General features: G+C 65.6%; 26 protein-coding genes and 1 pseudogene. 23 read left to right on the forward strand and 4 right to left on the reverse strand.

All coding sequences use genetic code 11. The features are described from left to right. The 5 genes and pseudogenes from ACK42S_RS05620 to ACK42S_RS05640 form a co-directional block, all read left to right on the forward strand. A pseudogene (locus ACK42S_RS05620) lies at positions 1-100 on the forward strand (flagellar transcriptional regulator FlhC); the annotation flags it as partial. Between the two features lie 201 nt (positions 101-301). After that, complete coding sequence (motA, locus tag ACK42S_RS05625) at positions 302-1,165, forward strand: flagellar motor stator protein MotA (RefSeq protein ID WP_409704358.1); 864 nt, start codon at positions 302-304, stop codon at positions 1,163-1,165. A gap of 12 nt (positions 1,166-1,177) precedes the next feature. After that, on the forward strand, positions 1,178-2,143 hold the full coding sequence (motB, locus tag ACK42S_RS05630; RefSeq protein WP_409704360.1) for a flagellar motor protein MotB: 966 nt from the start codon (positions 1,178-1,180) through the stop codon (positions 2,141-2,143). A 40-nt stretch (positions 2,144-2,183) separates the two neighbouring features. Further along, positions 2,184-2,576: a chemotaxis response regulator CheY gene (cheY, locus tag ACK42S_RS05635; RefSeq protein WP_409704362.1), complete on the forward strand. Its 393-nt coding sequence runs from the start codon at positions 2,184-2,186 to the stop codon at positions 2,574-2,576. An 8-nt stretch (positions 2,577-2,584) separates the two neighbouring features. Then, positions 2,585-3,214 (forward strand): protein phosphatase CheZ, encoded by a 630-nt coding sequence (locus tag ACK42S_RS05640; protein WP_409704364.1) that lies wholly within the window; start codon positions 2,585-2,587, stop codon positions 3,212-3,214. Positions 3,215-3,246: 32 nt separating this feature from the next. Here the strand turns inward: ACK42S_RS05640 and fliE are convergent, their stop codons facing one another. After that, positions 3,247-3,579, reverse strand: coding sequence for a flagellar hook-basal body complex protein FliE (gene fliE, locus ACK42S_RS05645; protein WP_409704366.1), 333 nt, complete (start codon positions 3,577-3,579; stop codon positions 3,247-3,249). A gap of 228 nt (positions 3,580-3,807) precedes the next feature. Between fliE and fliF the strand changes: the two genes are divergently transcribed. From fliF to fliR, 13 genes are all read left to right on the forward strand, one after another. Beyond that, positions 3,808-5,508, forward strand: coding sequence for a flagellar basal-body MS-ring/collar protein FliF (gene fliF / locus ACK42S_RS05650; RefSeq protein WP_409704368.1), 1,701 nt, complete (start codon positions 3,808-3,810; stop codon positions 5,506-5,508). A gap of 37 nt (positions 5,509-5,545) precedes the next feature. Further along, a complete protein-coding gene (gene fliG, locus ACK42S_RS05655; protein WP_409704370.1) occupies positions 5,546-6,541 on the forward strand; it encodes a flagellar motor switch protein FliG in 996 nt (331 codons plus the stop codon). A gap of 17 nt (positions 6,542-6,558) precedes the next feature. After that, positions 6,559-7,272, forward strand: coding sequence for a FliH/SctL family protein (locus ACK42S_RS05660; protein WP_409704372.1), 714 nt, complete (start codon positions 6,559-6,561; stop codon positions 7,270-7,272). Beyond that, positions 7,269-8,687, forward strand: a complete 1,419-nt coding sequence (gene fliI, locus ACK42S_RS05665; RefSeq protein WP_409704374.1) for a flagellar protein export ATPase FliI — start codon at positions 7,269-7,271, stop codon at positions 8,685-8,687. Before ACK42S_RS05660 ends, fliI begins: the two co-directional genes overlap by 4 nt. Positions 8,688-8,714: 27 nt before the next feature. Next, positions 8,715-9,188, forward strand: a complete 474-nt coding sequence (gene fliJ, locus ACK42S_RS05670) for a flagellar export protein FliJ (RefSeq protein WP_409704376.1) — start codon at positions 8,715-8,717, stop codon at positions 9,186-9,188. 10 nt (positions 9,189-9,198) lie between these two features. Further along, the gene (locus ACK42S_RS05675) at positions 9,199-10,365 is read left to right on the forward strand and encodes a flagellar hook-length control protein FliK (RefSeq protein WP_409704378.1); all 1,167 of its coding nucleotides are present in this window, start codon (positions 9,199-9,201) and stop codon (positions 10,363-10,365) included. A 150-nt stretch (positions 10,366-10,515) separates the two neighbouring features. After that, on the forward strand, positions 10,516-11,088 hold the full coding sequence (gene fliL, locus ACK42S_RS05680) for a flagellar basal body-associated protein FliL (RefSeq protein ID WP_409704380.1): 573 nt from the start codon (positions 10,516-10,518) through the stop codon (positions 11,086-11,088). 37 nt (positions 11,089-11,125) lie between these two features. After that, complete coding sequence (gene fliM / locus ACK42S_RS05685) at positions 11,126-12,133, forward strand: flagellar motor switch protein FliM (RefSeq protein WP_409704382.1); 1,008 nt, start codon at positions 11,126-11,128, stop codon at positions 12,131-12,133. Next, positions 12,123-12,572: a flagellar motor switch protein FliN gene (gene fliN / locus ACK42S_RS05690; protein WP_409704384.1), complete on the forward strand. Its 450-nt coding sequence runs from the start codon at positions 12,123-12,125 to the stop codon at positions 12,570-12,572. The genes fliM and fliN overlap by 11 nt, the downstream gene beginning before the upstream one ends. 140 nt (positions 12,573-12,712) lie before the next feature. Further along, positions 12,713-13,045, forward strand: coding sequence for a FliO/MopB family protein (locus ACK42S_RS05695; protein WP_409704386.1), 333 nt, complete (start codon positions 12,713-12,715; stop codon positions 13,043-13,045). Further along, entirely contained in the window at positions 13,045-13,839 is a 795-nt protein-coding gene (fliP, locus tag ACK42S_RS05700) for a flagellar type III secretion system pore protein FliP (protein ID WP_409704388.1), read from the forward strand. Before ACK42S_RS05695 ends, fliP begins: the two co-directional genes overlap by 1 nt. Before the next feature lie 16 nt (positions 13,840-13,855). After that, complete coding sequence (fliQ, locus tag ACK42S_RS05705; RefSeq protein ID WP_409704390.1) at positions 13,856-14,125, forward strand: flagellar biosynthesis protein FliQ; 270 nt, start codon at positions 13,856-13,858, stop codon at positions 14,123-14,125. 18 nt (positions 14,126-14,143) lie between these two features. Then, entirely contained in the window at positions 14,144-14,902 is a 759-nt protein-coding gene (gene fliR, locus ACK42S_RS05710) for a flagellar biosynthetic protein FliR (protein WP_409704392.1), read from the forward strand. A gap of 126 nt (positions 14,903-15,028) precedes the next feature. Here fliR and ACK42S_RS05715 read toward each other — a convergent pair whose 3' ends face one another. Further along, complete coding sequence (locus ACK42S_RS05715) at positions 15,029-15,298, reverse strand: hypothetical protein (RefSeq protein ID WP_409704407.1); 270 nt, start codon at positions 15,296-15,298, stop codon at positions 15,029-15,031. On the opposite strand from ACK42S_RS05715, the gene ACK42S_RS05720 reads away from it, so the two are divergent. Then, complete coding sequence (locus tag ACK42S_RS05720; RefSeq protein ID WP_409704404.1) at positions 15,210-18,275, forward strand: ATP-binding protein; 3,066 nt, start codon at positions 15,210-15,212, stop codon at positions 18,273-18,275. The two genes, ACK42S_RS05715 and ACK42S_RS05720, sit on opposite strands and share 89 nt — an antisense overlap. After that, a complete protein-coding gene (locus ACK42S_RS05725; RefSeq protein WP_409704394.1) occupies positions 18,272-19,345 on the forward strand; it encodes an HD domain-containing phosphohydrolase in 1,074 nt (357 codons plus the stop codon). Before ACK42S_RS05720 ends, ACK42S_RS05725 begins: the two co-directional genes overlap by 4 nt. Before the next feature lie 39 nt (positions 19,346-19,384). Here ACK42S_RS05725 and ACK42S_RS05730 read toward each other — a convergent pair whose 3' ends face one another. Continuing rightward, positions 19,385-20,014 carry a response regulator gene (locus ACK42S_RS05730; RefSeq protein ID WP_409704396.1) on the reverse strand — a complete coding sequence of 210 codons (630 nt, stop codon included), beginning with the start codon at positions 20,012-20,014 and terminating at the stop codon, positions 19,385-19,387. Next, the gene (locus ACK42S_RS05735; protein ID WP_409704398.1) at positions 20,011-21,180 is read right to left on the reverse strand and encodes a response regulator; all 1,170 of its coding nucleotides are present in this window, start codon (positions 21,178-21,180) and stop codon (positions 20,011-20,013) included. The genes ACK42S_RS05730 and ACK42S_RS05735 overlap by 4 nt, the downstream gene beginning before the upstream one ends. Positions 21,181-21,346: 166 nt before the next feature. On the opposite strand from ACK42S_RS05735, the gene ACK42S_RS05740 reads away from it, so the two are divergent. From ACK42S_RS05740 to ACK42S_RS05750, 3 genes are all read left to right on the forward strand, one after another. Beyond that, the gene (locus ACK42S_RS05740) at positions 21,347-21,805 is read left to right on the forward strand and encodes a hypothetical protein (protein ID WP_409704400.1); all 459 of its coding nucleotides are present in this window, start codon (positions 21,347-21,349) and stop codon (positions 21,803-21,805) included. A gap of 69 nt (positions 21,806-21,874) precedes the next feature. Continuing rightward, positions 21,875-22,237: a response regulator gene (locus tag ACK42S_RS05745; protein WP_409704402.1), complete on the forward strand. Its 363-nt coding sequence runs from the start codon at positions 21,875-21,877 to the stop codon at positions 22,235-22,237. A gap of 69 nt (positions 22,238-22,306) precedes the next feature. Further along, positions 22,307-23,221: Hpt domain-containing protein (locus ACK42S_RS05750; RefSeq protein WP_409704405.1), on the forward strand; the 915-nt coding region annotated here is incomplete at its 3' end.

Below are 23,221 nucleotides of genomic sequence, written 5' to 3' on the forward strand. Positions count from 1 at the left end.
CACCCACCCCCATGAGATTGCCCAGCATTTCGTGTGCTGCATGTGCAACCCGCCGGCGCGCGCCGGCAAGGGCAAGTCCGGCGGCCTGCAGTTGCACTGAGCCTGGTCACGCAGCAGGACTCTCCGTCGTCTCCTCCTGAGCGCCCGCGCGGCGCCTTGACCACGGGCTCCCTGAGAGCCCGTGCTTTTTTTCCGGGACGGGACGACTCAAGTCGGCCGCGCGGCGGTCGATATCCCCGTGGAACCCGGTTCGAGCGCGAGCCCCCACAGCGCGCCAACCCCCGCTGGAAAGACCTGCAATATGTTCGTCATCATCGGCTACATCGTGGCGCTGGGCTGCATCTTCGGCGGCTTCATCATCCACGGCGGCAACATGGGCGTGATTCTGAAAGCCCTGCCCACCGAGTTGATGGTCATCGGTGGGGGCGCTTTCGGCGCGTTCATCGTCAACAACCAACCCAAAGTGCTCAAGGCCACGTTTGGCGCCATCCCCAAGCTGCTCAAAGGCTCCAAGTACACCAAAGCCCGGTACATGGAGTTGATGGCCTTGCTCTATGACATTTTGCAAAAGGCCCGCAAAGAGGGCTTGATGTCCATCGAAAAGGACGTCGAGGCCCCGCACGAATCTCCGTTGTTTAAAAAATACGCGACCGTCGGCAGTGACCATCATGTCGTGGAGTTCATCACGGATTACTTGCGCATGATGGTCTCCGGAAATCTCAATGCCCATGAAATTGAATCGCTGATGGACAGCGAGATCGAGACCCACCATCACGAAGCGCACGCACCGGCGGCAGCGATTCAGCGAGTGGCCGGTGGCTTGCCCGCTTTTGGCATCGTGGCCGCCGTGCTGGGTGTGGTCAATACCATGGGCTCGGTGGGCCAGCCCCCGGCGGTGCTGGGGGCCATGATCGGTTCGGCGCTGGTGGGAACCTTCCTGGGCATCTTGCTGGCCTACGCCATTGTGGAACCCCTGGCCGGCCTGCTGGAGCAGAAAAACGACGAGGCCACCAAGGAACTGCAGTGCATCAAGACCACCTTGCTGGCCAGCATGCAGGGTTACGCGCCGCAGATCGCCGTGGAGTTCGGCCGCAAGGTGCTGTACTCCACCGAGCGCCCCAGCTTCTCGGAGCTGGAAGGCCACGTCAAGGGCAAGAAGGCCTGATTGGGACTCACCATGGCCGGCGACTCCAAGAAGCTGCAACCGATCATCGTCAAGAAGATCAAGAAGGGCGGTCATGCCCACCATGGCGGCGCCTGGAAGATCGCCTATGCCGACTTCGTGACGGCGATGATGGCTTTCTTCTTGCTGATGTGGCTGCTGGGCTCGACCACCGAGGGCGACCGCAAGGGCATTGCCGACTACTTCTCCTCACCGCTGAAGATCGCCCTGCTCAGCGGGGGCAGCGGCGCAGGCGACGCCTCGCACGTGATCAAAGGCGGCGGCACCGACCTCACCCGCACCACCGGTCAGGTGCGCCGTGGCGACATCGAAGCCGAGCGCAAGACCATCAACCTGCAAGCCCTGAAGGAACAGATCGAGCGCGCCGAGGCGGCCAGCCTGGAAGGTTTGAAGCAGCGCATCGAGCAATCCGTCACGAACAATCCGCTGCTGGTGCAGTTCCGCTCGCAAATCCGCTTGGACATCACGCAAGATGGACTGCGCATCCAGATCGTCGATGAGCACAACCGCCCGATGTTCGATTCCGGCAGCGCCCTGGTGAAGGACTATATGCGCGCGATCCTGCGCGAGATCGGCAAGGTGCTGTCGGAAGTGGACAACAAGGTGACGCTGGCCGGTCACACCGATGCGGCTCCTTACACCAGCGGTGAGCGGGGCTACAGCAACTGGGAGCTCTCGGCCGACCGGGCCAATGCCTCGCGCCGGGAACTCGTGGCCGGCGGCCTGAGAGAGGGTCAGGTGGTGCGGGTGCTGGGGCTGGCGTCCAGCTCGCTGCTGGACAAGGACAACCCGCTCAATCCGATCAACCGGCGCATCAGCATCATCGTGATGAACAAGGACGCACAAGAGCGCTTCGAACGCGGCGGCGATGTCGAGGCCGGCACGGCCCCGGCGGTTCAAGAAGCCGTCGCACCGGCATCGGCCGCACAGAGCTTCAGTTTTCCGGCGCCCGGCCGATAAGCCTGCGAACCCCTGTTTTCTCCTCGCGAGGACACTTCCCATGAGTACCGCCACCGACCTGAAATTCCTCATCGTCGATGACTTCTCCACCATGCGCCGCATCGTGCGGGGCCTGCTGAAGGAGATCGGCTACAACAACGCAGAGGAAGCGGAGGACGGCGCCGTGGCCCTGCAGATGCTGCACAACGGCCATTTCGACTTCGTGGTCAGTGACATCAACATGCCCAACATGAACGGCTTCGAGCTGCTGTCGGCCATCAAGAAGGACGACAAGCTCAAGCACCTGCCGGTGCTGATGGTCACGGCCGAGGCCCGCAAGGAAGACATCGTGCGGGCCGCACAAGACGGCGCGGCCGGCTATATCGTCAAGCCCTTCACCAAGGCCACGCTGGAGGAGAAGGTGCAGAAGATCCTCCAGAAGCTGGGCAAGTGAGGCAGGCCATGAGCGAGACCCACAGCCCCCACGGCGCCACCCCGCCCCTGACCACATCACCCGAGGTGTTCCAGCGCATCGGCGAGATGACCCGCAACCTGCACGACACGCTGGCGCAGCTCGGCTTCATGCCCAAGCTGGGCGAGATCACGGAAAGCCTGCCCGATGCGCGCAGCCGTCTGACCTACATCGCCACCAAAACCGGCGAAGCCGCCGAGAAGGTGCTCAACCTGGTCGACCAGGCCAAGGCCGAGCACGAACACATCGCCGCCGAAACGCGCCGAATTGCCCAGGCCATCGTCGCCGATCCGGTGCGCGCGGTGGCCAGCGGCAGCGTGATGAACTTCGTCAGCGACGTCGAAGCGCGCTCGGCGCGCATCGACCAGCACCTCACCGACATCATGATGGCCCAGGACTTTCACGACCTCACCGGCCAGGTGGTGGCCCGCGTGGTGAAGCTGGCCGCCGACATCGAGGACCAGCTCGTCAAGCTCCTGCTGCAGACCGCCCCGCCCGACCAGGTGCACAAGGTTGAACAGACCTTCCTGAACGGGCCCGTGGTCAACCCCGAAGGGCGTACCGACGTCGTCACCAGCCAGGAACAGGTCGACGATCTGCTGGCCAGCCTCGGGTTCTGAGTCCCCACCGGGCCGGCCCGCGATGCGAAGCCTCACACCGACATGTTCATGATGTCGGTGTAGGCCTGCACCAGGCGGTTGCGCACCTGCAAGGCGGCCTGGAACCCGATCTGGGCCTTCTGCATCGTGACCATGGTCTCCTCCAGGGACACCGTGGGATTGCCCAGTTGAACCTGCCGCTGCATCTCCGAGGCCTGCAACTGGGTGGCACTGACCGTCTTGAGGGCCTGGTTCAGGGCCTGTGAGAAGCCCACGGCAGGAGGCCCCGGCTCGACCTGGCCCGGCCGTGCAGCCTGCGACGGCAGCACCACGCCGCTCTTGGCCAGGGCCTGCTGGAAGTTGAAGGGCTTGAGGCGGACGTCCATGGTGCAATCTCCTGCACGCAGGGCTCCAGTGCGAGCCCCACCTGCCGATACACCGATGGTAGGCACGCAGGGTCTGCGCGATGCGTCGAACTGGCGGCCGTTTGCCGTCCTCTTCCGCCCTTGAGCGAGGCTCCCCCCTCCGAATAATCGGTCCCCAACGACACCCTGGGGACCGCAGGCCGGCGCCTGGCAGGCCGGGGTCTGCCCAGAACCACGGGAATCCGCACGATGGACAACGCCGTCGCCCTGCCTCAGAACCTGCCGCCCGCCCTGGCCGCCCAACCCGCCTCCGGCGGCCTCGTTCAGCGCATCCAGGCCTTGCCGACCCCACGCAAGCTGTTGCTGGCCGCTGGACTGGCCGGACTGGTGGCGGTCGTCGTGGCACTGTCGCTGTGGTCGGTGAAGCCGGACTACAAGGTGCTCTACGCCAACCTGTCGGACAAAGACGGCGGCGCGATCATCGCGCAGCTTTCCCAGATGAACGTGCCGTACCGCCACGCCGACGGCGGAGCCGCCATCTTGGTGCCGGCCGACCGCGTGCACGACGTGCGGCTGCGTTTGGCCTCGGCCGGATTGCCCAAGGGCTCGACCGTGGGGTTCGAGCTGATGGACAACGCCCGCTTCGGCATCACGCAGTTCCAGGAGCGCCTGACCTTCCAGCGAGGCCTCGAAGGCGAGCTGACCCGCTCCATCGAAGCCCTGGCCGCCGTGAGCAGCGCCCGGGTGCACCTGGCCTTGCCCAACCAGAACGGCTTCTTCCGTGAGCAGCAAAAGCCCTCGGCCTCGGTGCTGGTGCATCTGCACCCGGGGCGCAGCCTGGACCATGCACAGATCGCCGGCATCGTGCACTTGGTCTCCAGCAGCGTACCCGAACTCTCGCCCAAGGCCGTCTCCGTCGTGGACCAGAACGGCAATTTGCTGACCGAATCGCCGGACAGCAAAACCCAGGGGCTCGATGCCAATCAGCTCCAGTATGTGGCGCAGATCGAGTCGACGCTGACGCGCCGCATCACCGACATCCTGGAACCGGTGGTCGGCCGTGACAACCTGCGCGCCCAGGTCACGGCCGAGGTGGACTTCTCGCAAAGCGAATCGACCTCCGAGCAGTTCCGCCCCAACCAAGGCGGCGAGCCGGCGGCCGTGCGCAGCATGCAGCACTTGGAATCGACCCAGACCGACGCCGGCACCCCCACGGGCGTGCCTGGCGCAGTCACCAACCAGCCGCCGGTGCCAGCGCAGGCACCGATCAATGGCCCGGCCCAGGCTTTGCAAGCGGCCAACGGCACCGGCACGGGCAACGCCCAAGTTCGCCGCGAAGCCGTGACCAACTACGAGGTGGACAAGACCGTGCGCGTCACCCGCAACGCCACCGGCACGATCAAGCGCTTGAGCGCCGCGGTGGTCGTCAACCACCGCACCTCGACAGACGCCCGCGGCCGCACGACGCAGGCGCCGCTGAGCGAAGAAGAGCTCCAGAAACTGACGACCCTGGTGCGAGAGTCCATCGGATTTTCAGCCGAGCGTGGGGACTCCGTACAAGTGATCAACGCCCCGTTCCAGGTGAGCAAACCTGAAGAGCCCGTCGAGCCGCCGCTGTGGCAACGGCCCGAGATCTTGGACTTGCTGCGGCAAATCGCTGTGCCTGCGGCCTTGAGTGTGGTGGCGCTGGCGCTGGTGCTGGGCGTGGTACGTCCCGCGCTCAAGGCCGCGATGGCTCCACCGCCGGCCCCGGCCAAGGTCGATGCCATCGTCGACGAACCTGAGGCCCTGCCCGCGCTGATCGGTCCAGAGCAAGCCGCCGAAATGCCTTTGCTGTCTGCTTCGCACAACCACAACAAGCTCGAAGCAGCCCGCCAGCTGGCTCGCGAGAACCCCGCGGCCGTGGCCAACATCGTGCGCAGCTGGGTCACCAAGGAGGCCGCCGCCTGAGCGGTCGGCGCCGCCTGCCACTGAACCGAAAGACACCATGGACGAAGACGGACTGCAGGACTCGGCCATCCTCCTCATGTCGCTCGGCGAGGAAGAGGCCGCCGAAGTGTTCAAGCACCTCTCTCCCAAAGAGGTGCAACGACTTGGCGAGACCATCGCCAAGATGAAGGTGATCCCGCGCGAGCGGGTGGAATCGGTGCTCGAACGGTTCACCGCCGACGCCTCGGACCAGAGCATGCTGGTCAACGACACCGATGAGTACGTCAAGTCCGTTTTGCGCAAGGCCCTGGGCGAGGACAAGGCCAATCTGTTGATCGACCGCATCTTGCAAGGTGGCGATGTCTCCGGCATCGAGAGCCTGAAATGGATGGACCCCGCTTCGGTGGCCGAACTGTTGCGCAACGAACATCCGCAGATCATTGCAGCCATCATCGTGCATCTGGAGTTCGATCAGGCCGCCGAGGTCCTCAAACACTTCACCGAACGACAACGCCACGAAGTCATGATCCGTGTGGCCACGCTCGATGGCATTCAGCCCTCTGCTTTGAAAGACCTCAACGAGGTGCTCTCCAAGGTGCTGGCCGGCGGTGACAAGCTGCGCAAAGCCTCACTCGGCGGCGTCAAGACGGCCGCCGAGATCATCAACTTGATGGGCTCCACCGTCGAAGGACCGATGCTCGACTACATCCGCCAGATCGATCCCGATCTGGCGCAGAAGATCATGGACAACATGTTCACCTTCGACGATCTGATGAAGATCGACGACCGAGGCATTCAGACGCTGCTCAAGGAGGTGCAAACCGAGTCGCTCATCATTGCCCTCAAAGGCGCCTCGCCGGAGCTGCGCGAGAAGATCTTCAGCAACATGTCTTCGCGCGCTGCCGAAACACTGCGCGAAGACCTGGAGTCTAGGGGTCCGGTGCGCTTGTCCGAGGTCGAAGCCGAGCAGAAGGAGCTTCTCAAGATCGTGCGCCGCCTGGCTGACGAAGGCCAGATCATTTTGGCCACCGGCGGCGATGACGGCTTCATCTGATCCAGTCGCTACAGTCCATGGGAACACCGCTGTACAACCGCTTCATCCCGCGCGAGGAGCTGCACTCCTTCTCCGCCTGGAGCCCGGACTCTTTTTCCGGTGAGTCGGCCGCCGCGCCGGCCCCGGGCATGCCGCCGGCGCCCCCGCCCGCGCCCACGGCCGAGGAACGCGAGGCACAGCTGCAGGCGCAGATTGCCGAGGCCCGGCAGGCCGGCTACAAGGACGGTTACCGCGACGGGCTGGTCGCACTCGATGGTTTCAAGCAGAGCTATGCCACCCAGGTCACGGCCCAGGTGGCCGCCGTGGTGGCAGCCTTCCAGGCCCAGCTCGACGCGATCGAGCAACAGCTCGCCCAGGGCCTGTCGAAGGTGGCCGTGGAGATTGCTCGCCAGGCGGTGCGCAGTGAGCTGAGCACCCGGCCGCAGCTGATCGAGGCGGTGGCCCAGGAGGCCCTCAATGCCCTGGTGCATTCGGCCCGTCACATCCGCGTGCGCCTGCATCCCGAGGACCATGAGTTCCTCACCCAGCAAGGCCAGCTCGACCTGGACAGCCGCGGAGCGCGGCTGCTCAGCGACCCGAGCATCCGCCGGGGAGGATGCATCGTCGAATCGGACATCGGTCTCATCGACGCCACCGTGGAGACCCGCTGGCGCCGGGCCGCCGCCGCCTTGGGCCACGACAGCCCCTGGCAACCCGACGACACTTCTGAGCGCCGGGAGGACAAGGCATGAGCGGCCCAGACAGCGCTGCCGTCAAACTGGGGGCGTGGCACCAGTACCTCGAGGACTTGCGGGCCTTCGCCGCCGCGCCGCTGGGCCTGGAGGCCCAGGGCACCCTGGTCAAGGTGGCCGGTCTCGTGCTCGAAGCCGCCGGCATCCGGGTGCCCGTGGGCTCGGTATGCGAGGTTCGCATGGACGGCCAGCCTCCGGTGCAGGCCGAGGTGGTGGGCTTCGCCGGCGACCGCGCCTACCTGATGCCCACGGGCGAAGTCCACGGCCTGGCCAGCGGGGCCCGCGTCGTGCCGCTGGCCAGCCCAATCACGCCACCGAGGCTCGGTCAGGTCAGCCACCCCTGGCGCCGCAGCGAAGACCGCAGCCTGCACCTGCCCATGGGTGACGGGCTGCTCGGCCGGGTGGTCGACCCGCATGGCCGGCCGATGGACCGCAACGGGCCCATCGCCGAGGTGCACAACGAACCCCTGGTGCGCCGTCCCATCAACGCGATGGACCGCGACCCCGTGCGCGAGCCGTTGGACACCGGGGTGCGTGCGATCAACGCCTTGCTGACGGTGGGCCGCGGCCAGCGCATCGGCCTGTTCGCCGGCTCCGGCGTCGGCAAGTCGGTGCTGCTGGGCATGATGGCGCGCTACACCCGTGCCGACGTCATCGTCGTGGGCCTCATCGGTGAACGCGGCCGCGAGGTCAAGGAGTTCATCGAGGACATCCTCGGCGAAGAAGGCCTGGCCCGTTCGGTCGTGGTGGCCGCACCGGCCGATGCACCGCCGCTGATGCGCATGCAAGGCGCCACCTACGCCACCGCGATCGCCGAACACTTCCGAGACCGCGGCCGGCACGTCCTGCTGCTGATGGACTCACTCACCCGCTACGCGATGGCCCAGCGCGAGATCGCCCTGGCCATCGGAGAGCCCCCCGCCACCAAAGGCTACCCACCGAGCTGCTTTGCCAAGCTGCCGCAGCTCGTGGAGCGCAGCGGCAACGGGCTCAACGGCATGGGCTCGATCACAGCCTTCTATACCGTGCTCAGCGAGGGCGACGATCAGCAAGACCCGATCGCCGACGCCGCCCGGGCCATCCTCGACGGGCACATCGTGCTCACCCGCGAGCTGGCCGAATCCGGCCACTACCCCGCCATCGACGTGGAAAAGTCCGCCTCGCGCGTGATGCACAACGTCGTGAGCCCCGACCACCTCGAGGCCGCCCGCCGCCTGCGCCAGATGCTCGCCCGCTACAACCGCAGCCGCGATCTGCTGCAACTGGGCGCCTACGTGCCCGGGCAGGACACCGAGCTGGATGCAGCCGTCCAGGCCTGGCCGGCCATCCGCGCCCTGCTGCAGCAGGACATGCACGAGGGCGCCACTCTGGCCGACAGCGTGCGCCGGATGATGGACTGCCTTCCCCCTCGCTGATCGCCCGCCTTGCGCACAGGACCCGCCATGCACCCTAAGCTCCACCCCTTGAACCTGGCCCTCGAAGTGGCCGAGAAGGACTGCGAACAGGCCCGTCAGACCGTGCTGCGCCTGCAGCACCAGGTGGACGCCGCCCGCGCGCAGGCCCGCCAGCTCGATGACTACCGGCGCGACTACCAGCAGCGCTGGGGCGAACGCTTTCGCATCGAAGGCACGGTGCCGATCATGCAGTGCTACCAGAGCTTCATGGCGCGCCTGGACCAGGCCGGCACCCAGCAGCAGGCGGCTGTGCAACGCCTGCAGCGCCACCTCGACCAAGCCCTGCAAGTGCTGCGCGAACGTGAGACGCGCGCCGCATCCATCCGCAAGCTGATCGAGCGACGCCAAGGCGAGCTGGCGCTGGCCCTTCAGCGCCAGGAGCAAAAGCTCACCGACGAACAGGCCTCGCGCATGGCCTGGTCCCGCCGCCCCGCCGGCCCCGGCGACCTGGCCTTGGCTTGAGAGACCTCGCATGTCCGTCACCGCCCTGCCCTTTGCGCTGACGCCCTCCCCGGGCGGCGTCGGCGCCACCCCACCCGTTCGCACCGGCCATGCCCGCACTGAAGCGGCCACGGCCAGCTTCGGACACTGGCTGCAACGTGCACAACCCAGCCCCTCACCGACACGCACTGGGCCGCAGACAGCCCCCCAGACCTCGCCCCCACCATGCAGGCCGCCAGCGCAGCGGCCAGACGCGAACGAGCCCAGCCCGCCACCGCCGGTCCCCGCTTCGAGCGCTGATGCCGAAGGCCAAACCGAGGCCCCTTGCGAACCGAGCGAGCGCGACGAACCCACAGCCGCCGGCGAGCCGTCCATCGCCTGGTGGTGGCGTCCGCCTGAGCCTGAAGCACCCGCCACCGTCGCACAAAGCGACGAAGGGCCCGTCGGCACCGATGACACCGGCTTGGAAACGGTGGAATCGCTGGGCTCGACGGCCAAGTCTGGCACCCACCGTCAGGCCCAGCAGTCCGACGCTTCTCGGTTCGAACCGGCGGCGCACACGCCTGCGGCCGCCTCTCCTGACGAACTCGGTCAGCCGCTGCTGGACACGCAGCCTCCCACCGATGACTGGGCCGCCGCGTCGATGAGGGCCACAGCGTTCCACAGCACGCCGCTTGCCGAAAGCCCAGCCAGCCCCCCGATACCCTGGGTCAGCGCGGCGACATCGGCCGCGCCCACGATGGCAGCCCACACAAGCGCCGGTGTGGCCACGCCGAGCACCGCGGTGCCCACGCCCGTGTACGACCCGGACTTCCCGCAAGCCCTGGCCCAGCACATCACCGTGCTCGTCCGCCAAGGCATCCAGGAAGCCCAGCTCCAACTCAACCCGGCAGATATGGGCATGGTAAGCGTGCACATCGCCGTCGCCGGCCAGCAAGCCCAGGTTGAATTCGCCGCCAGCGCCAGCGCCACCCGCGCCGCCCTGGAAGCCAGTTTCTCCCACCTGGCTGCGGCCTTGCATGAGGCCGGCCTCACCCTCACCGGCGGCGGCGTGTCCCGCGATACCCTGCCGCGCCGCCAAGCCCAAAGCGCGCAGCCCGTGCCCGGCGTCGACCGCAGCAACGACACGCCGCCGCCCACCGCCGCCTTGCGAACCCACATCGCGTCTGCGGCGGGCCGGCTGGATCTGTATGTCTGAGCATCCCGAGGCCAGAACCGGGGAAAGCGCACGCCAAACCCGAATTTCCCCCCCTATTCCTGGTTTCGCCCCGCGCATCGCGCCGAATAATCGGAGCCACATCCGCCAGACCACCTCGGTGACCCGAACCCCGTTTCGAAGGAACACACCATGTCCGCTGCCGCAGCCACCGATGCCGCCCCGGCCAAAGGGGGCAAAAAGCTCATACTGTTCGTCGTCATTGGCGTGGTCGTGCTGGCGCTGGCTGCCGTGGCGGCCGTGCTCCTGCTCAAGAAAAACAACGCCGAAGACGACGAGGAGGCCTTGGATGAGCGGCCTGCAGCCACGCAAAGCGCCAAGAAGAAAAAGGCCGCCGTCGTTCCCACCTTCTTACCGCTGGACACCTTCACCGTCAACCTGGCCGATCGTCCGGCAGAACGCTACGCCCAGGTCGGCGTCACGCTCGAAGTCGAATCTCCCGAAGTAGTTGAACAGCTCAAAGCCTTCATGCCGGCCATCCGCAGCAACATCCTGATGCTGCTGTCGCAGAAAACCTCCACGGAGCTGCACGATCGCGCCGGCAAAGAGCAACTGGCCATGGAAATCATGCGCGAAGCAGTCAAACCGCTGGGCATCGATCTGGAAGACGAAGCAAGCGAGGCCAACAACGGCAAGAACCGCAAGCGAGCGGCCGTTCACAACCCGATCCTGGCCGTGCATTTTTCCAACTTCATTATTCAGTGAGCCCCCGGCTGCCCGCAGTGCGCATGGAGATGCCCCGATGAACCAGCAGATCCTGTCGCAAGACGAGGTCGATGCCCTGCTGCAGGGCATCACCGGCGAGAGCCAGAAGCTGGAGGAAGAGGAGGTTCCGGCCGGTGGCATCCGCGACTACGACATCGCCAGCCAGGAACGCATCGTGCGTGGGCGCATGCCCACGATGGAGATCATCAACGAGCGTTTCGCACGCAACATCCGCATCGGCCTGTTCAACCTGATCCGCAAAAGCCCCGAAGTGTCCGTCGGGGCCATCAAGGTGCAGAAGTACAGCGCCTTCCTGCGCGAGATCGTCGTGCCCACCAACTTCAACATCGTGTCGGTCAAGCCCCTGCGCGGCTCGGGCCTGGTGGTGTGCGACCCCACGCTGGTGTTCGCCGTGATCGACTCGCTCTTCGGCGGCAATGGAAAGTTCCACACCCGCATCGAGGGCCGCGACTTCTCACCCACCGAGCAACGCATCATCAACCGTCTGGTCGAGGTCATCCGCGAGGAGTACAAGAAGGCCTGGCAGGGCATCTACCCGCTGGATCTCGAATACCAGCGCTCGGAGATGCAGCCCCAATTCGCCAACGTCGCCACGCCCAGCGAGATCGTCGTCACCACCTCGTTCACACTGGAGATCGGCGACACCACCGGCACGGTGCACTTCTGCATCCCCTACGCCACGCTGGAGCCCATCCGCGACATCCTGTACTCCACCGTGCAGGGCGATTCGGCCGAACCTGACCGCCGGTGGGTCAAGCTGCTCACCCACCAGATCCAGGCCGCCGAGGTCGAGCTCGTCGCCGAGCTGGGCACCGCCCCGGCCACCGTGGAGCAGCTCCTGTCGCTCAAGCCCGGCGACTTCCTGGAACTCGACCTGGCCCCGGCCATCGAGGCCAAGGTCGACGGTGTGCCCGTCTTCGAATGCCAATACGGCACCTCCAACGGCAAATACGCCATCCGCATCGAGAAACTGTTGACCGGCCAGGACTTCGGCTGGTTGGGAGAACCCCATCATGTCACTTGAGAATCAGCAGACCACCGACGAACAGGATGCGATGGCCGCGGAATGGGAGGCGGCCCTGGCCCAACAAAAGGGCTCGGGGGGTGCGGCCGACGAACTGATGGCCACGCCCGCCGAGCAGGTGGCGCCGGCGTCGTTCACGAACTTCACGCCCACCACCTCGAACGCTGCGGGCAATGACATCAACATGATCCTGGACATCCCGGTGCAGCTCACCGTGGAACTGGGACGCACCCGCATCCCGATCAAGCACATCCTGCAGCTCGCCCAGGGCTCGGTGATCGAACTCGACGCCCTGGCCGGCGAACCGATGGACGTGCTGGTCAACGGCTACCTCATCGCCCAGGGCGAGGTGGTCGTCGTCAACGACAAGTTCGGCATCCGCCTGACCGACATCGTCACGCCGTCGGAGCGCATGCGCCGCCTCAGTCGCGGCATGTGAGGCCGAGGAGCCCCGTGACGCAGTGCACGAGCCGCTGAGCAAAGCCAAGAGCAAGGGGCCATCGGCCCCTTTCTTTTTGGCTTCTGAGGCGAACCGGGCTGCCGACAATGGCTAACCACGGTCCACTGTCGGTGCTGTCCATGCCCTCTGCCGGCTCCTTCCTCGTCTGGTTCATCCTCATTGTCGCGGCCATCCCGCTGACGCTGTGGCTCCTCAAGCGCAGCCCCGTGGGTGCACTGGGCGGCGTGCAGACCACCCGCATCATCTCCAGCACCTCCGTGGGCCCCGCCCAACGGCTGGTGACGGTCGAGGTCGGCCAGGGCGAGTCGCGCCGCTGGCTGGTGCTGGGCGTCACTGCCCAGAGCATCCAGACCCTGCACAGCCTGCCCGCGCATGACCTGCCGGCCGCAGCGCCGGCGCCCCAGGCCCCGACATTTGCCACCTTGTTCCACAAGGCGCGCAAGGATCGCTGATGCAGCCCGAACCCTCCCCCGCCCTGCGCCGACTCGCATCTCTCGGGATGCTCGCGGTCCTGTCGCTGGTATCGGCCTTTCCTGAAGCCGCTTTAGCCCAGGTTGCCCCCGGCGTGAGCGGCGGCTCGCTGCCGCTGGTGATCGGCCAGGGCCCTGGCGGCACCAGCTACTCGGTGCCGATCCAGACCCTGCTCTTCTTCACCGCCCTGAGCTTCATCCCGGCCGCGCTGCTGCTGATGACGAGCTTCACCCGCATCGTCATCGTGCTGAGCCTGCTGCGCCAGGCCCTGGGCACCCAGTCGGCGCCGCCCAACCAGGTCATCATCGGCCTGTCGCTGTTCCTCACGTTCTTCGTGATGGGCCCCACCATCGACCGCGTCTACACCGACGCCTACCAGCCCTACTCGGCCCAGCAGATCGACTTCAACACCGCCTTGCAGCGCGCCGAGGTGCCGGTGCGCGAATTCATGCTCAAGCAAACGCGCGAATCCGACTTTGCGCTCTTTGCCAAGCTGGCCAAGCTCGACCCCTCGGTGACGGCCCAGGACGCTCCCTTTCGCGTGCTCGTGCCGGCCTTCGTCACCAGCGAGCTCAAGAGCGCCTTCCAGATCGGCTTCATGATCTTCATTCCCTTTCTGATCATCGACATGATCGTCGCCAGCGTGCTGATGAGCCTGGGCATGATGATGCTTTCGCCCGTGCTGGTGGCCCTGCCGTTCAAGCTGATGCTCTTCGTGCTGGCCGATGGATGGAACCTGCTGCTCGGTTCTCTCGCGGCCAGCTTCGTGACCTGAACGACACGACACCCCCATGGATGCCACCCACGTCTTCACCCTCGGCCAGCAGGCGCTGTACATCCTGCTGATGCTCTCCGCGCCCCTGCTGCTGACCGTGCTGGCCATCGGCCTGGTGGTCAGCATCATCCAGGCGGCCACCCAGATCCACGAGGCCACGCTGTCCTTCGTGCCCAAGCTGGTGGGGGCAGTGATCGTGCTGGGGGTCGCCGGCCCATGGATGATGACCACGCTGGTCGAGTTCATCCAGCGCACGCTCACCGGCATTCCCGGCATGGTGCAGTGAGCCGCCCCGGCCTGCACCATGCTGACCTTCACCGATGCCCAGCTCAGCGCCTGGCTCTCGCCGGTGCTGTGGCCCTTCTTCCGCGCGCTGGCGCTGTTCATGACCGTGCCGGTGTTCTCGCAGCGCTCCGTGCCCGCGCGCGTGAAGATCGCGCTGGCCTTCTTCGTGGCACTGGCAGCCCAGGCCTCGATGCCGCAGGTGGCCCCGATCCCGCTGGATGCCCCTGAAGCCCTGCTGGTGCTGGTTCAGCAGCTCCTGATCGGCGCGACCATCGGATTCGCCGTACGTCTGATCTTCGCGGGCGTCGAGTATGCGGGCGAGTTGATCGGCTTGCAGATGGGGCTGGGCTTCGCCGCCTTCTTCGACCCCGCCCAGGGCGGCGCGGCCAACGCAGTGAGCCGCTTCTTCGGCGCCACCACCGCCTTGCTCTTCGTGGTCATCAACGGGCATCTCATCCTGGTGGCCGCCGTGGTCCAGAGCTTCCAGGCTTTCCCCGTGGGCCCCGAGCCGATGGCCTTCGTGCGCATGCTGCAGGTCCACACCTGGGGGGCCGAAGTGTTCAAGCTCGGCCTGTGGATCGCCCTGCCCCTCATGGCCATGCTGCTGTTCGTCAACCTGGTGCTGGGTGTGATCTCGCGCGTGGCCCAGCAGATGAACATCTTCGCCATCGGCTTTCCCATCACCGTGTCGGTGGGGCTCGTCGGCTTGTTGCTGACCCTGCCTTGGATGCGCCAACCCTTCGAATCGGCTTTGATGGCCGCCCTGGGCCGGTTTTAGCCCCCGTTTGCAACTCAAGGCCGCCCGCAGCCGGCCGATATCCGTCAAGCCCCTTTTTGCAGGAGGAGTGGCTTTGATCGAGTTCTGGACGGCTCAAAGCGGCAATGCTCCCGTCGCGCCGGTGTACTACAACGCGTGGCTGGTCGGCCTGTCGGTGGTCATCGCGACGCTGGGCGGCATTGCGTCCATGCAAATGGTGGGTATCGCAAGGCACCCGGAAAAATTCGGCCCGCGGCTGAGCGCGACGGCGCGCTGGGTCTCGGCCATCGTGCTGGGCGGCAGCGTGTGGTGCATGCACTTCATCGGCATGCTGGCCACGGACATCTGCCAACCCGTGCGGTTCGACCCTTGGGTGACGGCAGGCTCCGTCGTGCCATCTGTCATCGCGTCGGCCATCGGCCTGCGGGTGTTCATCGATCGATGGAATCGACCGCTGGCCATCGTCGGCGCCGGCCTGTGCCTGGGCGCTGGCATCGGCGCCATGCACTACACCGGCATGAGCGCCATGCGCATGCAAAGCAGCTTGGCCTATGACCCGCTGCTGTTCGTCGCCTCGCTCGTCGTGGCCGTCACGTTAGCCATAGGCGCGCTGGCGTGCCGCCAGCTCCTGAGCAACCACACCCGCTGGCCACGCTGGCTGATCGTGGGAAGCAGTGGCGCGATCCTGGGGCTGGCCATCAGCGGCATGCACTACATGGCCATGGCCTCGGCCGTCTTCGTCGGGCCGCTGGACACGCCCTTCTTACGGGGAAGCGGCCGTCATCTGGAACTGGCCTCGATCATCGCGTCCATCGCCGTGGCGATCTTCGGCTGCGCCTGGGGGGTGGTCGGCATCGCCACCTACCAGCACCTGGCCCGACGCTTCAAAGAGCGCGGCAGTTTGCTTCAAGACATCCTGGACCACATTCCCAGCGGCATCATTCGCTTGAGCATCATGGGCAATGAGTACCACAGAGTGCTCGCCTCGACATCCTTGGAGCATTTGCTTGGTCGCAGCGCTCAAGCCTACCAAGCCGGCCAGTGGTCCTTGTTCGACGCCATCGGTGCCCACGACGTCGAAGCCGCCCATGAACTGCTGCGCGCCGCCATCGAGCAGGGCCAAACGAAAAGCGCCACGATCCAGATGCTCACCGCTGAGGGCCAACGCCGATGGGTCGACGTGCGGGTGCATGCGCGAAAAGTCCGGCCAGACCATACCGTGGTGGATTTGTATCTGACCGATATCACCGCGCAACACCTCAGCCGCCGGGAACAAGCCGAGCTGGTACAAGCCATCGACCAGTTGATCGGCCGTGCACTGTTGAGCACCGATGGTTATTTTCTCGACGTCAACCCGCCGCTGTCCGCCAGTTTGGGTTACAACCCCACAGAGCTCCTTGGCCAGCACCACCGTCTCATTTGGCATGAAAGCCAAGACGGCGAAAGCATGCGTCAGTTCTGGGAGGATCTTCGTCACGGGCAGGCACGCAGCGGCGAGTTCGTACGGCGGGCCAAAGACGGCAGCGCCCGACATTTGGTGGGCTGGTACCAGCCGCTGATCGACCCGGCAAGCTCACAAGTGCGGGCGATTCTCAAGCTGGCCATTGACCGCACCGAACGCGCACGATACCTGCAAGAGCTGGTGCAGAAAGAGGCGCAATTGCGACAGGCCATGGAAAGTCGCAGCGCATTCTTCGCCAACGTCAGCCACGAGATCCGCACGCCGATGAACGCCATCGTCGGATACGCGCGCTTGCTCGCCGAAACGCTTGCGCCTGGTCCAGCCCAGCAACAAGCCCAGGCCATCGTCGATGCCTCTGGCAGTTTGTTGCGCATCCTGAACGATCTGCTCGATGCCGCCAAACTCGAGCGGGGCGAGTTTTCCATCGTCGAAGCCCCCTTTGGCATCCATGCGCTGGCGCATGGATTGATCTCGCAGTTTGGAGCGATCGCCGGCGCCAAAGGGCTGGATCTGAGACTGCACATTGAAGAACACCTGCCCACCCGTTGGTTGGGCGATGCCGACCGCATCCGGCAAATGCTGGCCAATCTGCTGGGCAATGCCATCAAATTCACACAGGCCGGGCACGTCAGCCTGAGCATCGGGCTGCACGAGGGCGCACTGCTGCTGCAAGTGGACGACAGCGGCATCGGCATTGCGGCCGATCGACAGCAGGCCATCTTCGAACCCTTCGTGCAGGCCGACAGCGGCACCTCACGGCGATACGGCGGCACCGGGCTGGGCATGAGCATCGTCAAAGGGCTTTGCGAGCGCATGGGTGGCCGCATCGAATTGCACAGCCAGCCCGGACAAGGCACCACGGTGCGCCTTCACCTGCCTTTGACCCCATTGCCCGAAGAAGACCCCGGCAACTATTCCTCGAGCAGGTCATCCGAAGCCCAACGGCCGATCCTCCCCCGCTTGCGGCTGCTGTGCGTAGACGATGTCGCACAGAACCGGGACTTGTTGCAGACCCTGCTTGCGCGCAGCGGCCACACGGCGTGCATCGTGGCCAGCGGCCAGGAGCTGCTGGCCCGGTATCGCCAAGACCCCGGCGCGTGGGATGCCGTCTTGCTCGACTTGCAAATGCCCGAGCTCGACGGGTTCGACACCTGCCGGCTGCTCAGAGACTTTGAGTGCGAGCAGGGATTGCCTGCCATCACCGTGTTGGCCTTGTCGGCCAGCGTCATGGACAACGACCGCCGCAAAGCCCAGGCCAGCGGGATGAACGGCTTTCTCGAAAAGCCCATCAATGTGGACGCCTTGCACGAGGCGCTCGCACGCGTCGCCCACGCGCCGCTTGACAGGCCCACAGCCGCGCAAGGTGACGATGCCTCCTCCCCCCCGCCGGCGGTGGTTGACGAGCGGCGGGGAACGTCGCTGTGGGGGCAGGACTGGCGGCCTCAGGTGCGCCGCTGGGTTCGCCAAACCGAAGCCGAATGGCCGCAGCGGCAGCACTGGGGACATGCGCAGTGGCATCGCATCGCCGGCGTGGCCGCCAATTTGGCACTGCCAGCCCTGACGCTAGCCGCCCGCCAGGCCGAACGAAGCGCCGCCCAGGGGCACGATGTCGATCTGACGCTGATCGACCACGCCTGGGACGAACTGCGCACATGGTTACAGCGGCACGATCCACTTGCCCCCGAGCCGGCCGCGCAGACACCCAGCGGGCCGGTGGTCTCCACTGAAGACGCTCCACGCTGGATCGACCGCTTGGAAAAAGCCTTGCAAAGGGGTCAAATCGACGACGATGCCCTCGAGGCGCTGTGCGCCCTCGGCAGCGGCCATGCCCATGCGCTGCGCCAAGCCTGTGAAACGTTTGACTTCGATGCTGCGCTGCAAACGCTGACCGATTGGCGCAGTGCTCTGGAGCCGAAGGAGGCCCGATCATGATGATGTCCGACCTGCCGATGCATGCGCACCCAGCCGCAGACGTGGACTGGTCCGCATGGCAGCCGCAATCGCCCTTGCTCTTGGTCGACGACGAACCGGCCAATCTTCAACTGCTCAAGCGGGTGTTGGGCGATCAGTATCCCTTGTCGTTCGCTCGCAATGGACCGCAGGCCCTGCAGTTGGCGCGAACGGCTCGTCCGCGACTGATCGTGCTCGATGTGATGATGCCGGGCATGAGCGGCCATGAAGTCCTGATCGAACTCAAGCGCGATCCTTCGACGGCCCACATCCCTGTTCTGTTCTGCACGGCTTTGGGTCAGGACGAAGACGAAGCTTACGGCTTGTCTTTGGGCGCGGTGGACTATGTCACCAAGCCGATCTCACCAGCGGTGTTGCGCTGCCGCATCGCGACTCATTTGGCCTTGGTGCAACGCGAAGAGTTGGAGCAAACCCGATTGGCCGTCATCCACCGTTTGGGGCGGGCGGCCGAGTTCAAAGACAACGAAACCGGCCGACACGTATTGCGCATGGCCCGTTACAGCCGCCTGATCGCCCAGGCCTTGGGCGCGCCACCTCGCTACTGTGAGCTGCTGGAAGCGGCCGCACCCATGCACGACATTGGCAAGATCGGCATCCCCGACCAGATCTTGCTGAAACCCGGCAAGCTCGATGAACGCGAGTGGGCGGTGATGAGACAACACCCCCAAATGGGTGCAGACATTTTGGGCGACGATCCCAGCGATCTGATCCAAATGGCCAAGCGCATCGCCTTGGAGCATCACGAAAAATGGGATGGCTGCGGCTACCCCCGCGCGCTACGCGGCGACGCCATCAGCATCGAGGCTCGCATCGTGGCGGTGGCCGACGTTTTGGACGCCCTGACCAGTCAACGCCCCTACAAACCCGCTTGGCCCTGGGAAAAGGCCCTGCAATGGCTGCAAGAGCAAAGCGGAAAACACTTCTGGCCGCTGGCCATCGATGCCTTGCTGCGTCAGGAATCGGCGTGCCGTCAGATCGCCATCGAATGGGCCGACGCGCCGAGCGATACACCCTCCAGCCCAACCACTTGAGATCTTCGAGCCCCGCCGCAGCACCCGCTTGGGCGGTGCTCACACCAACCCATTGCGGATGGCGTAAACCGTCAGTTCCGAATTGTTGTTCAGGCCGAGCTTTTCGAGCACCCGCGCGCGGTACACGCTCACCGTCTTGGGGCTGAGCGTCAGTTCCTCGGCAATGTCGGACAGGCGCTTGCCCGAGGCGATCATCACCAGCGTTTGCAGCTCCCGGTCCGACAAACGCTCGTGTGGGGCCTCGGTCGTGGGGGCCGTGAGGCTCTCCACCAGCATCTGCGCCATCTCGGGCGTGACGTACTTGCGGCCCTGCGCCACCATGCGCACCGCCGCAACGAGCTGGGCCGGGTCGCCGCCCTTGTTCACGTACCCGTAAGCCCCGGCCTTCAAGGCACGGATGGCGTACTGGTCTTCGGGGTACATCGACACCACCAGCACCTTCACCGGCGAGCCCTCTTCCTTGAGCGCGTGCAGCACGTCCAGCCCGCTGCGTCCGGGCAGGTTGATGTCGAGAACCAGCACATCGCAGCCCTGGCGCCGCATCAGGGCACGCAACTCCCCGTAATCGCCCGCCTCGCCCACCACCTCGATGTCCGGGGCATCGGACAGGGTGTCTCGGATCCCCCGGCGGATCAGTGCGTGGTCGTCGCACAGGATCACTTGAATCACAGTTCCCCCCAGAAGGTCGGGTCTTCGCCCGAGCGTACATCATGCAGACGCGGCATGTCTTCCTCGTGCGCGCGGGCCGCCCCACCCCGCAGAGGCACCGACAGGATCAGCGTGGTGCCGTGCGGCCCGCTGCTGAGGTCGACCCAGCCCCCCACCGTGCCGGCCCGCTCGTGCAGCCCGCGGATTCCGAAGGAGCGGGCCTTGGCCAGGTCGGCGCGGCTCAGGCCCCGCCCATTGTCGCTGACCTCCAGGGAGAGCACGCCGGCGGCGATCGTCAGGTCGACGTTCACCCGCGTGGCCTGGGCGTGCTTGGCCACATTGGTCAGCGCCTCCTGCGCGGTGCGGTAGGCCACCAACGGCACGCCGGCCGGCAGGCGTGGCTGCTCCTGGCTCGAACGGAAACGCGTCTCAATCCCGGTACGCTTCTCGAACGTGGCCGTCATCCACTGCAGCGCGGCCACCAGGCCCTGCTCCAGGATGGCCGGGCGCAGGTTGTGCATGATGCGCTTGCTGGACTCCAGCGCCTGGCTCACCGTCTCCAGGGCCTCATGGGCGCGTTGCACGATGGCCGGCTCCTGGGCATGGCGGGCGATCCAGGCCAGGTCGAACTTGAGTGCGGTCAAGGAACCGCCCACGTCGTCGTGGATTTCACGGGCGATGGCCGCGCGCTCTCGCTCCACGCTGGTTTGCAGATGCTGGGCCAGTTCGCGCAAGCGCTCCTGAGACTGCGCCAGCGCCGCGTCCGCCTGGCGCTTGTCGCGCAGGGCCTGGTGCGCTTCGATGGCATGCAGCATGGCCGGCACCAGCCGCGCGAGGTTGTTCTTGAGCAGATAGTCGGCCGCGCCGTTGCGCATGGCCTGCACCGCCGTGTCCTCGCCAATCTCGCCCGAAACGATGATGAACGGTGTCAAATCATCACGGGCTTTGAGCATTTCCAGCGCCACCAGTCCCGAAAAGCCTGGCAGGCTGTAGTCCGACAGAATCACATCCCAGCACGGTGGCGCCCCCTCGCACAACGCCGCCTCGAACTGCGCGGCCGTCTCCACGCGGCGCGCCTGCACCGTCAAGCCGGCGCGTTGCATCTGAATCAGCATGAGCTCGTGATCCAGCTGCGAGTCCTCGATGTGCAGAACCCGGATCAAGCGCGGAATTTCCAAGGTGGGCATGTGAGAAGTTTTCCCGCTCGAGACCTACAGTGGACCACTGGGCGGCCGAAAAAGCACACAGGTCCGGACCGCCAGGTCCGCGCTCAAGTCGTGCAATGGACTGCCGAAAATTTTAGCGCCGGCCCTCATGAATGCCATCACGCCTCGTCCAAGCCATGGAGACCCCATGCTGATGAACCCACCGCCCAGCTCCGAATCGAGCCCCGCCCTACCCCTGCTGGTGGCCGCCGACTTGCAGGACCATCTGATGACGGCCACCAACGACTTGGAGCGTCTACAGGGTCTGCTGGCCGACGCCTGCGACAACCTCATGCTGCGTTTCTCGACCGCCGTACAGCAGATGGAAGGGCTCATGCACGCCGCCAGCGACCATCGCATCCAAACGAGCGAGCTGGCTCCCGTGCTGCAAAACCTGGGCGCGGCCGTCACGGCGCTGCAGTTCCAGGACATGGCCTCCCAGCTGATCGCCCACACCAACCGCCGTCTGCGCAATTGCGCCGATCGCATCGCGCGCGAGTCCATGGGCGATGACGAAGACGGCCAAGCCGTCGTCGAGGAGCCCCCCCTTCGCCCCAACCCGGTCACCCAGTCCGAGATGGACGCGGGCTCGATCGAACTGTTCTGATTCCTGATTCCGAGCTCAAGTTTTCGCCCCAGGCACCGATACCCAGCCAGACATCCCGGAGAGAAAGCCATGCATTCCATCCTTGCGGTAGACGATTCCGCCTCCATGCGCCAAATGGTCGCCTTCACTCTGAAGAACGCCGGCTACCACGTGGTGGAGGCCGTCGATGGCCAGGATGCCTATGAAAAGGCCGGCAGCCGCAGCTTCGACCTGGTGCTCACCGACCAGAACATGCCGCGCATGGATGGCATCAGCCTGACGCGCAAGCTGCGGGAAAACCCCCAGTTCAAGAGCACGCCGATCCTGATTCTGACCACCGAGTCGAGCGATCAGATGAAGCAAGCGGGCCGCGCTGCCGGGGCCACGGGTTGGCTGGTCAAACCCTTCGACCCGAACAAGCTGATCGAAGTGATCCAGAAAGTGATCAAGTAAATCAGCCGCGCGCCCATTCGGGCCCCCCGTTCACCCAACCGACCGCATCAGGAGTACGCCGTGGGCGAAATGACTTCCGAAGGCTCCCAACTGAGCGCCGGCTTCGATCTGAGCCAGTTCTACCAGGTCTTCTTCGAAGAAGCCGCCGAGAACCTCGAACGCATGGAGCAGCTCCTGCTCGACCTGGACATCGAGGCGGCCGACGACGAGGAACTCAATGCCATCTTCCGCTGCGCCCATTCGATCAAAGGCGGCGCGGCCACCTTCGGCTTTTCCGACGTGGCCGAACTGACCCACCAGATGGAGACGCTGCTGGACAAGCTGCGCCGCCACGAACTGCAACCGACTGCAGCCATGGTCGATGTGCTGCTGGCCTCGGGCGACGCCCTCAAAGCGCAGATCGCCCGGCATCAGACCGGTGCCGGCGACGAAGTCGACACCACCGAGCTGTTGTTCAACATCCGGGCCATGGCCGCCGGCGAAGCCCCGCCGGTGCCCGTGGTCACGGCCCCGGCCGTTGCTGTGATGCCCGCCGTGACCGCTGCGCCGGCGCCGGCCCGCGCCCCCACAGATGGCGAGCGCACACTGGAGCTGCGCGTGGGCCCCTTGCCCGACCCTTCGGTGGCCGACAACCTGGTCGAGCTCTTCAAGGAAATCACCGACCTGGGTCACATCGAAGCCCTGGACGGCGGGGTCGCGCAAGAGGGGGTGCGGCGCTTCAAAGTCGTCACCCGCAGCGCCGAATCCGAGCTGTTGGATTTGTTCACGTTCCACGTCTCGAAAGAGCATGTGCGCTTTGTCCCCCTGAGCGAAGCGGCCAAGCCAGCGGCCACCCAGCCGCCGGCGGCGAGCGCATCGGCCGACCCCGGATACGGATTCTTCGACGACGCGCCCGGGGCGGAGAAGAACGAGGAGGGGGGGGGGAGGACCTGGTGGAAGTTGTTTTTAAAAAAAAAAGGGGAACCCCTCGCCAAACCCCAAACA

This window comes from Caldimonas sp. (assembly GCF_046289365.1).
Taxonomy (GTDB): domain Bacteria; phylum Pseudomonadota; class Gammaproteobacteria; order Burkholderiales; family Burkholderiaceae_C; genus Caldimonas.

What these genes read in the sequence shown, in the direction of transcription:
- motA (WP_409704358.1), top strand. Translation starts at nt 302, where the DNA reads ATGTTCGTCATCATCGGCTACATCGTGGCGCTGGGCTGCATCTTCGGC.
- motB (WP_409704360.1), top strand. Translation starts at nt 1,178, where the DNA reads ATGGCCGGCGACTCCAAGAAGCTGCAACCGATCATCGTCAAGAAGATC.
- cheY (WP_409704362.1), top strand. Translation starts at nt 2,184, where the DNA reads ATGAGTACCGCCACCGACCTGAAATTCCTCATCGTCGATGACTTCTCC.
- ACK42S_RS05640 (WP_409704364.1), top strand. Translation starts at nt 2,585, where the DNA reads ATGAGCGAGACCCACAGCCCCCACGGCGCCACCCCGCCCCTGACCACA.
- fliE (WP_409704366.1), bottom strand. Translation starts at nt 3,579, where the DNA reads ATGGACGTCCGCCTCAAGCCCTTCAACTTCCAGCAGGCCCTGGCCAAG.
- fliF (WP_409704368.1), top strand. Translation starts at nt 3,808, where the DNA reads ATGGACAACGCCGTCGCCCTGCCTCAGAACCTGCCGCCCGCCCTGGCC.
- fliG (WP_409704370.1), top strand. Translation starts at nt 5,546, where the DNA reads ATGGACGAAGACGGACTGCAGGACTCGGCCATCCTCCTCATGTCGCTC.
- ACK42S_RS05660 (WP_409704372.1), top strand. Translation starts at nt 6,559, where the DNA reads ATGGGAACACCGCTGTACAACCGCTTCATCCCGCGCGAGGAGCTGCAC.
- fliI (WP_409704374.1), top strand. Translation starts at nt 7,269, where the DNA reads ATGAGCGGCCCAGACAGCGCTGCCGTCAAACTGGGGGCGTGGCACCAG.
- fliJ (WP_409704376.1), top strand. Translation starts at nt 8,715, where the DNA reads ATGCACCCTAAGCTCCACCCCTTGAACCTGGCCCTCGAAGTGGCCGAG.
- ACK42S_RS05675 (WP_409704378.1), top strand. Translation starts at nt 9,199, where the DNA reads ATGTCCGTCACCGCCCTGCCCTTTGCGCTGACGCCCTCCCCGGGCGGC.
- fliL (WP_409704380.1), top strand. Translation starts at nt 10,516, where the DNA reads ATGTCCGCTGCCGCAGCCACCGATGCCGCCCCGGCCAAAGGGGGCAAA.
- fliM (WP_409704382.1), top strand. Translation starts at nt 11,126, where the DNA reads ATGAACCAGCAGATCCTGTCGCAAGACGAGGTCGATGCCCTGCTGCAG.
- fliN (WP_409704384.1), top strand. Translation starts at nt 12,123, where the DNA reads ATGTCACTTGAGAATCAGCAGACCACCGACGAACAGGATGCGATGGCC.
- ACK42S_RS05695 (WP_409704386.1), top strand. Translation starts at nt 12,713, where the DNA reads ATGCCCTCTGCCGGCTCCTTCCTCGTCTGGTTCATCCTCATTGTCGCG.
- fliP (WP_409704388.1), top strand. Translation starts at nt 13,045, where the DNA reads ATGCAGCCCGAACCCTCCCCCGCCCTGCGCCGACTCGCATCTCTCGGG.
- fliQ (WP_409704390.1), top strand. Translation starts at nt 13,856, where the DNA reads ATGGATGCCACCCACGTCTTCACCCTCGGCCAGCAGGCGCTGTACATC.
- fliR (WP_409704392.1), top strand. Translation starts at nt 14,144, where the DNA reads ATGCTGACCTTCACCGATGCCCAGCTCAGCGCCTGGCTCTCGCCGGTG.
- ACK42S_RS05720 (WP_409704404.1), top strand. Translation starts at nt 15,210, where the DNA reads ATGCTGGCCACGGACATCTGCCAACCCGTGCGGTTCGACCCTTGGGTG.
- ACK42S_RS05715 (WP_409704407.1), bottom strand. Translation starts at nt 15,298, where the DNA reads ATGGCCGACGCGATGACAGATGGCACGACGGAGCCTGCCGTCACCCAA.
- ACK42S_RS05725 (WP_409704394.1), top strand. Translation starts at nt 18,272, where the DNA reads ATGATGATGTCCGACCTGCCGATGCATGCGCACCCAGCCGCAGACGTG.
- ACK42S_RS05735 (WP_409704398.1), bottom strand. Translation starts at nt 21,180, where the DNA reads ATGCCCACCTTGGAAATTCCGCGCTTGATCCGGGTTCTGCACATCGAG.
- ACK42S_RS05740 (WP_409704400.1), top strand. Translation starts at nt 21,347, where the DNA reads ATGCTGATGAACCCACCGCCCAGCTCCGAATCGAGCCCCGCCCTACCC.
- ACK42S_RS05745 (WP_409704402.1), top strand. Translation starts at nt 21,875, where the DNA reads ATGCATTCCATCCTTGCGGTAGACGATTCCGCCTCCATGCGCCAAATG.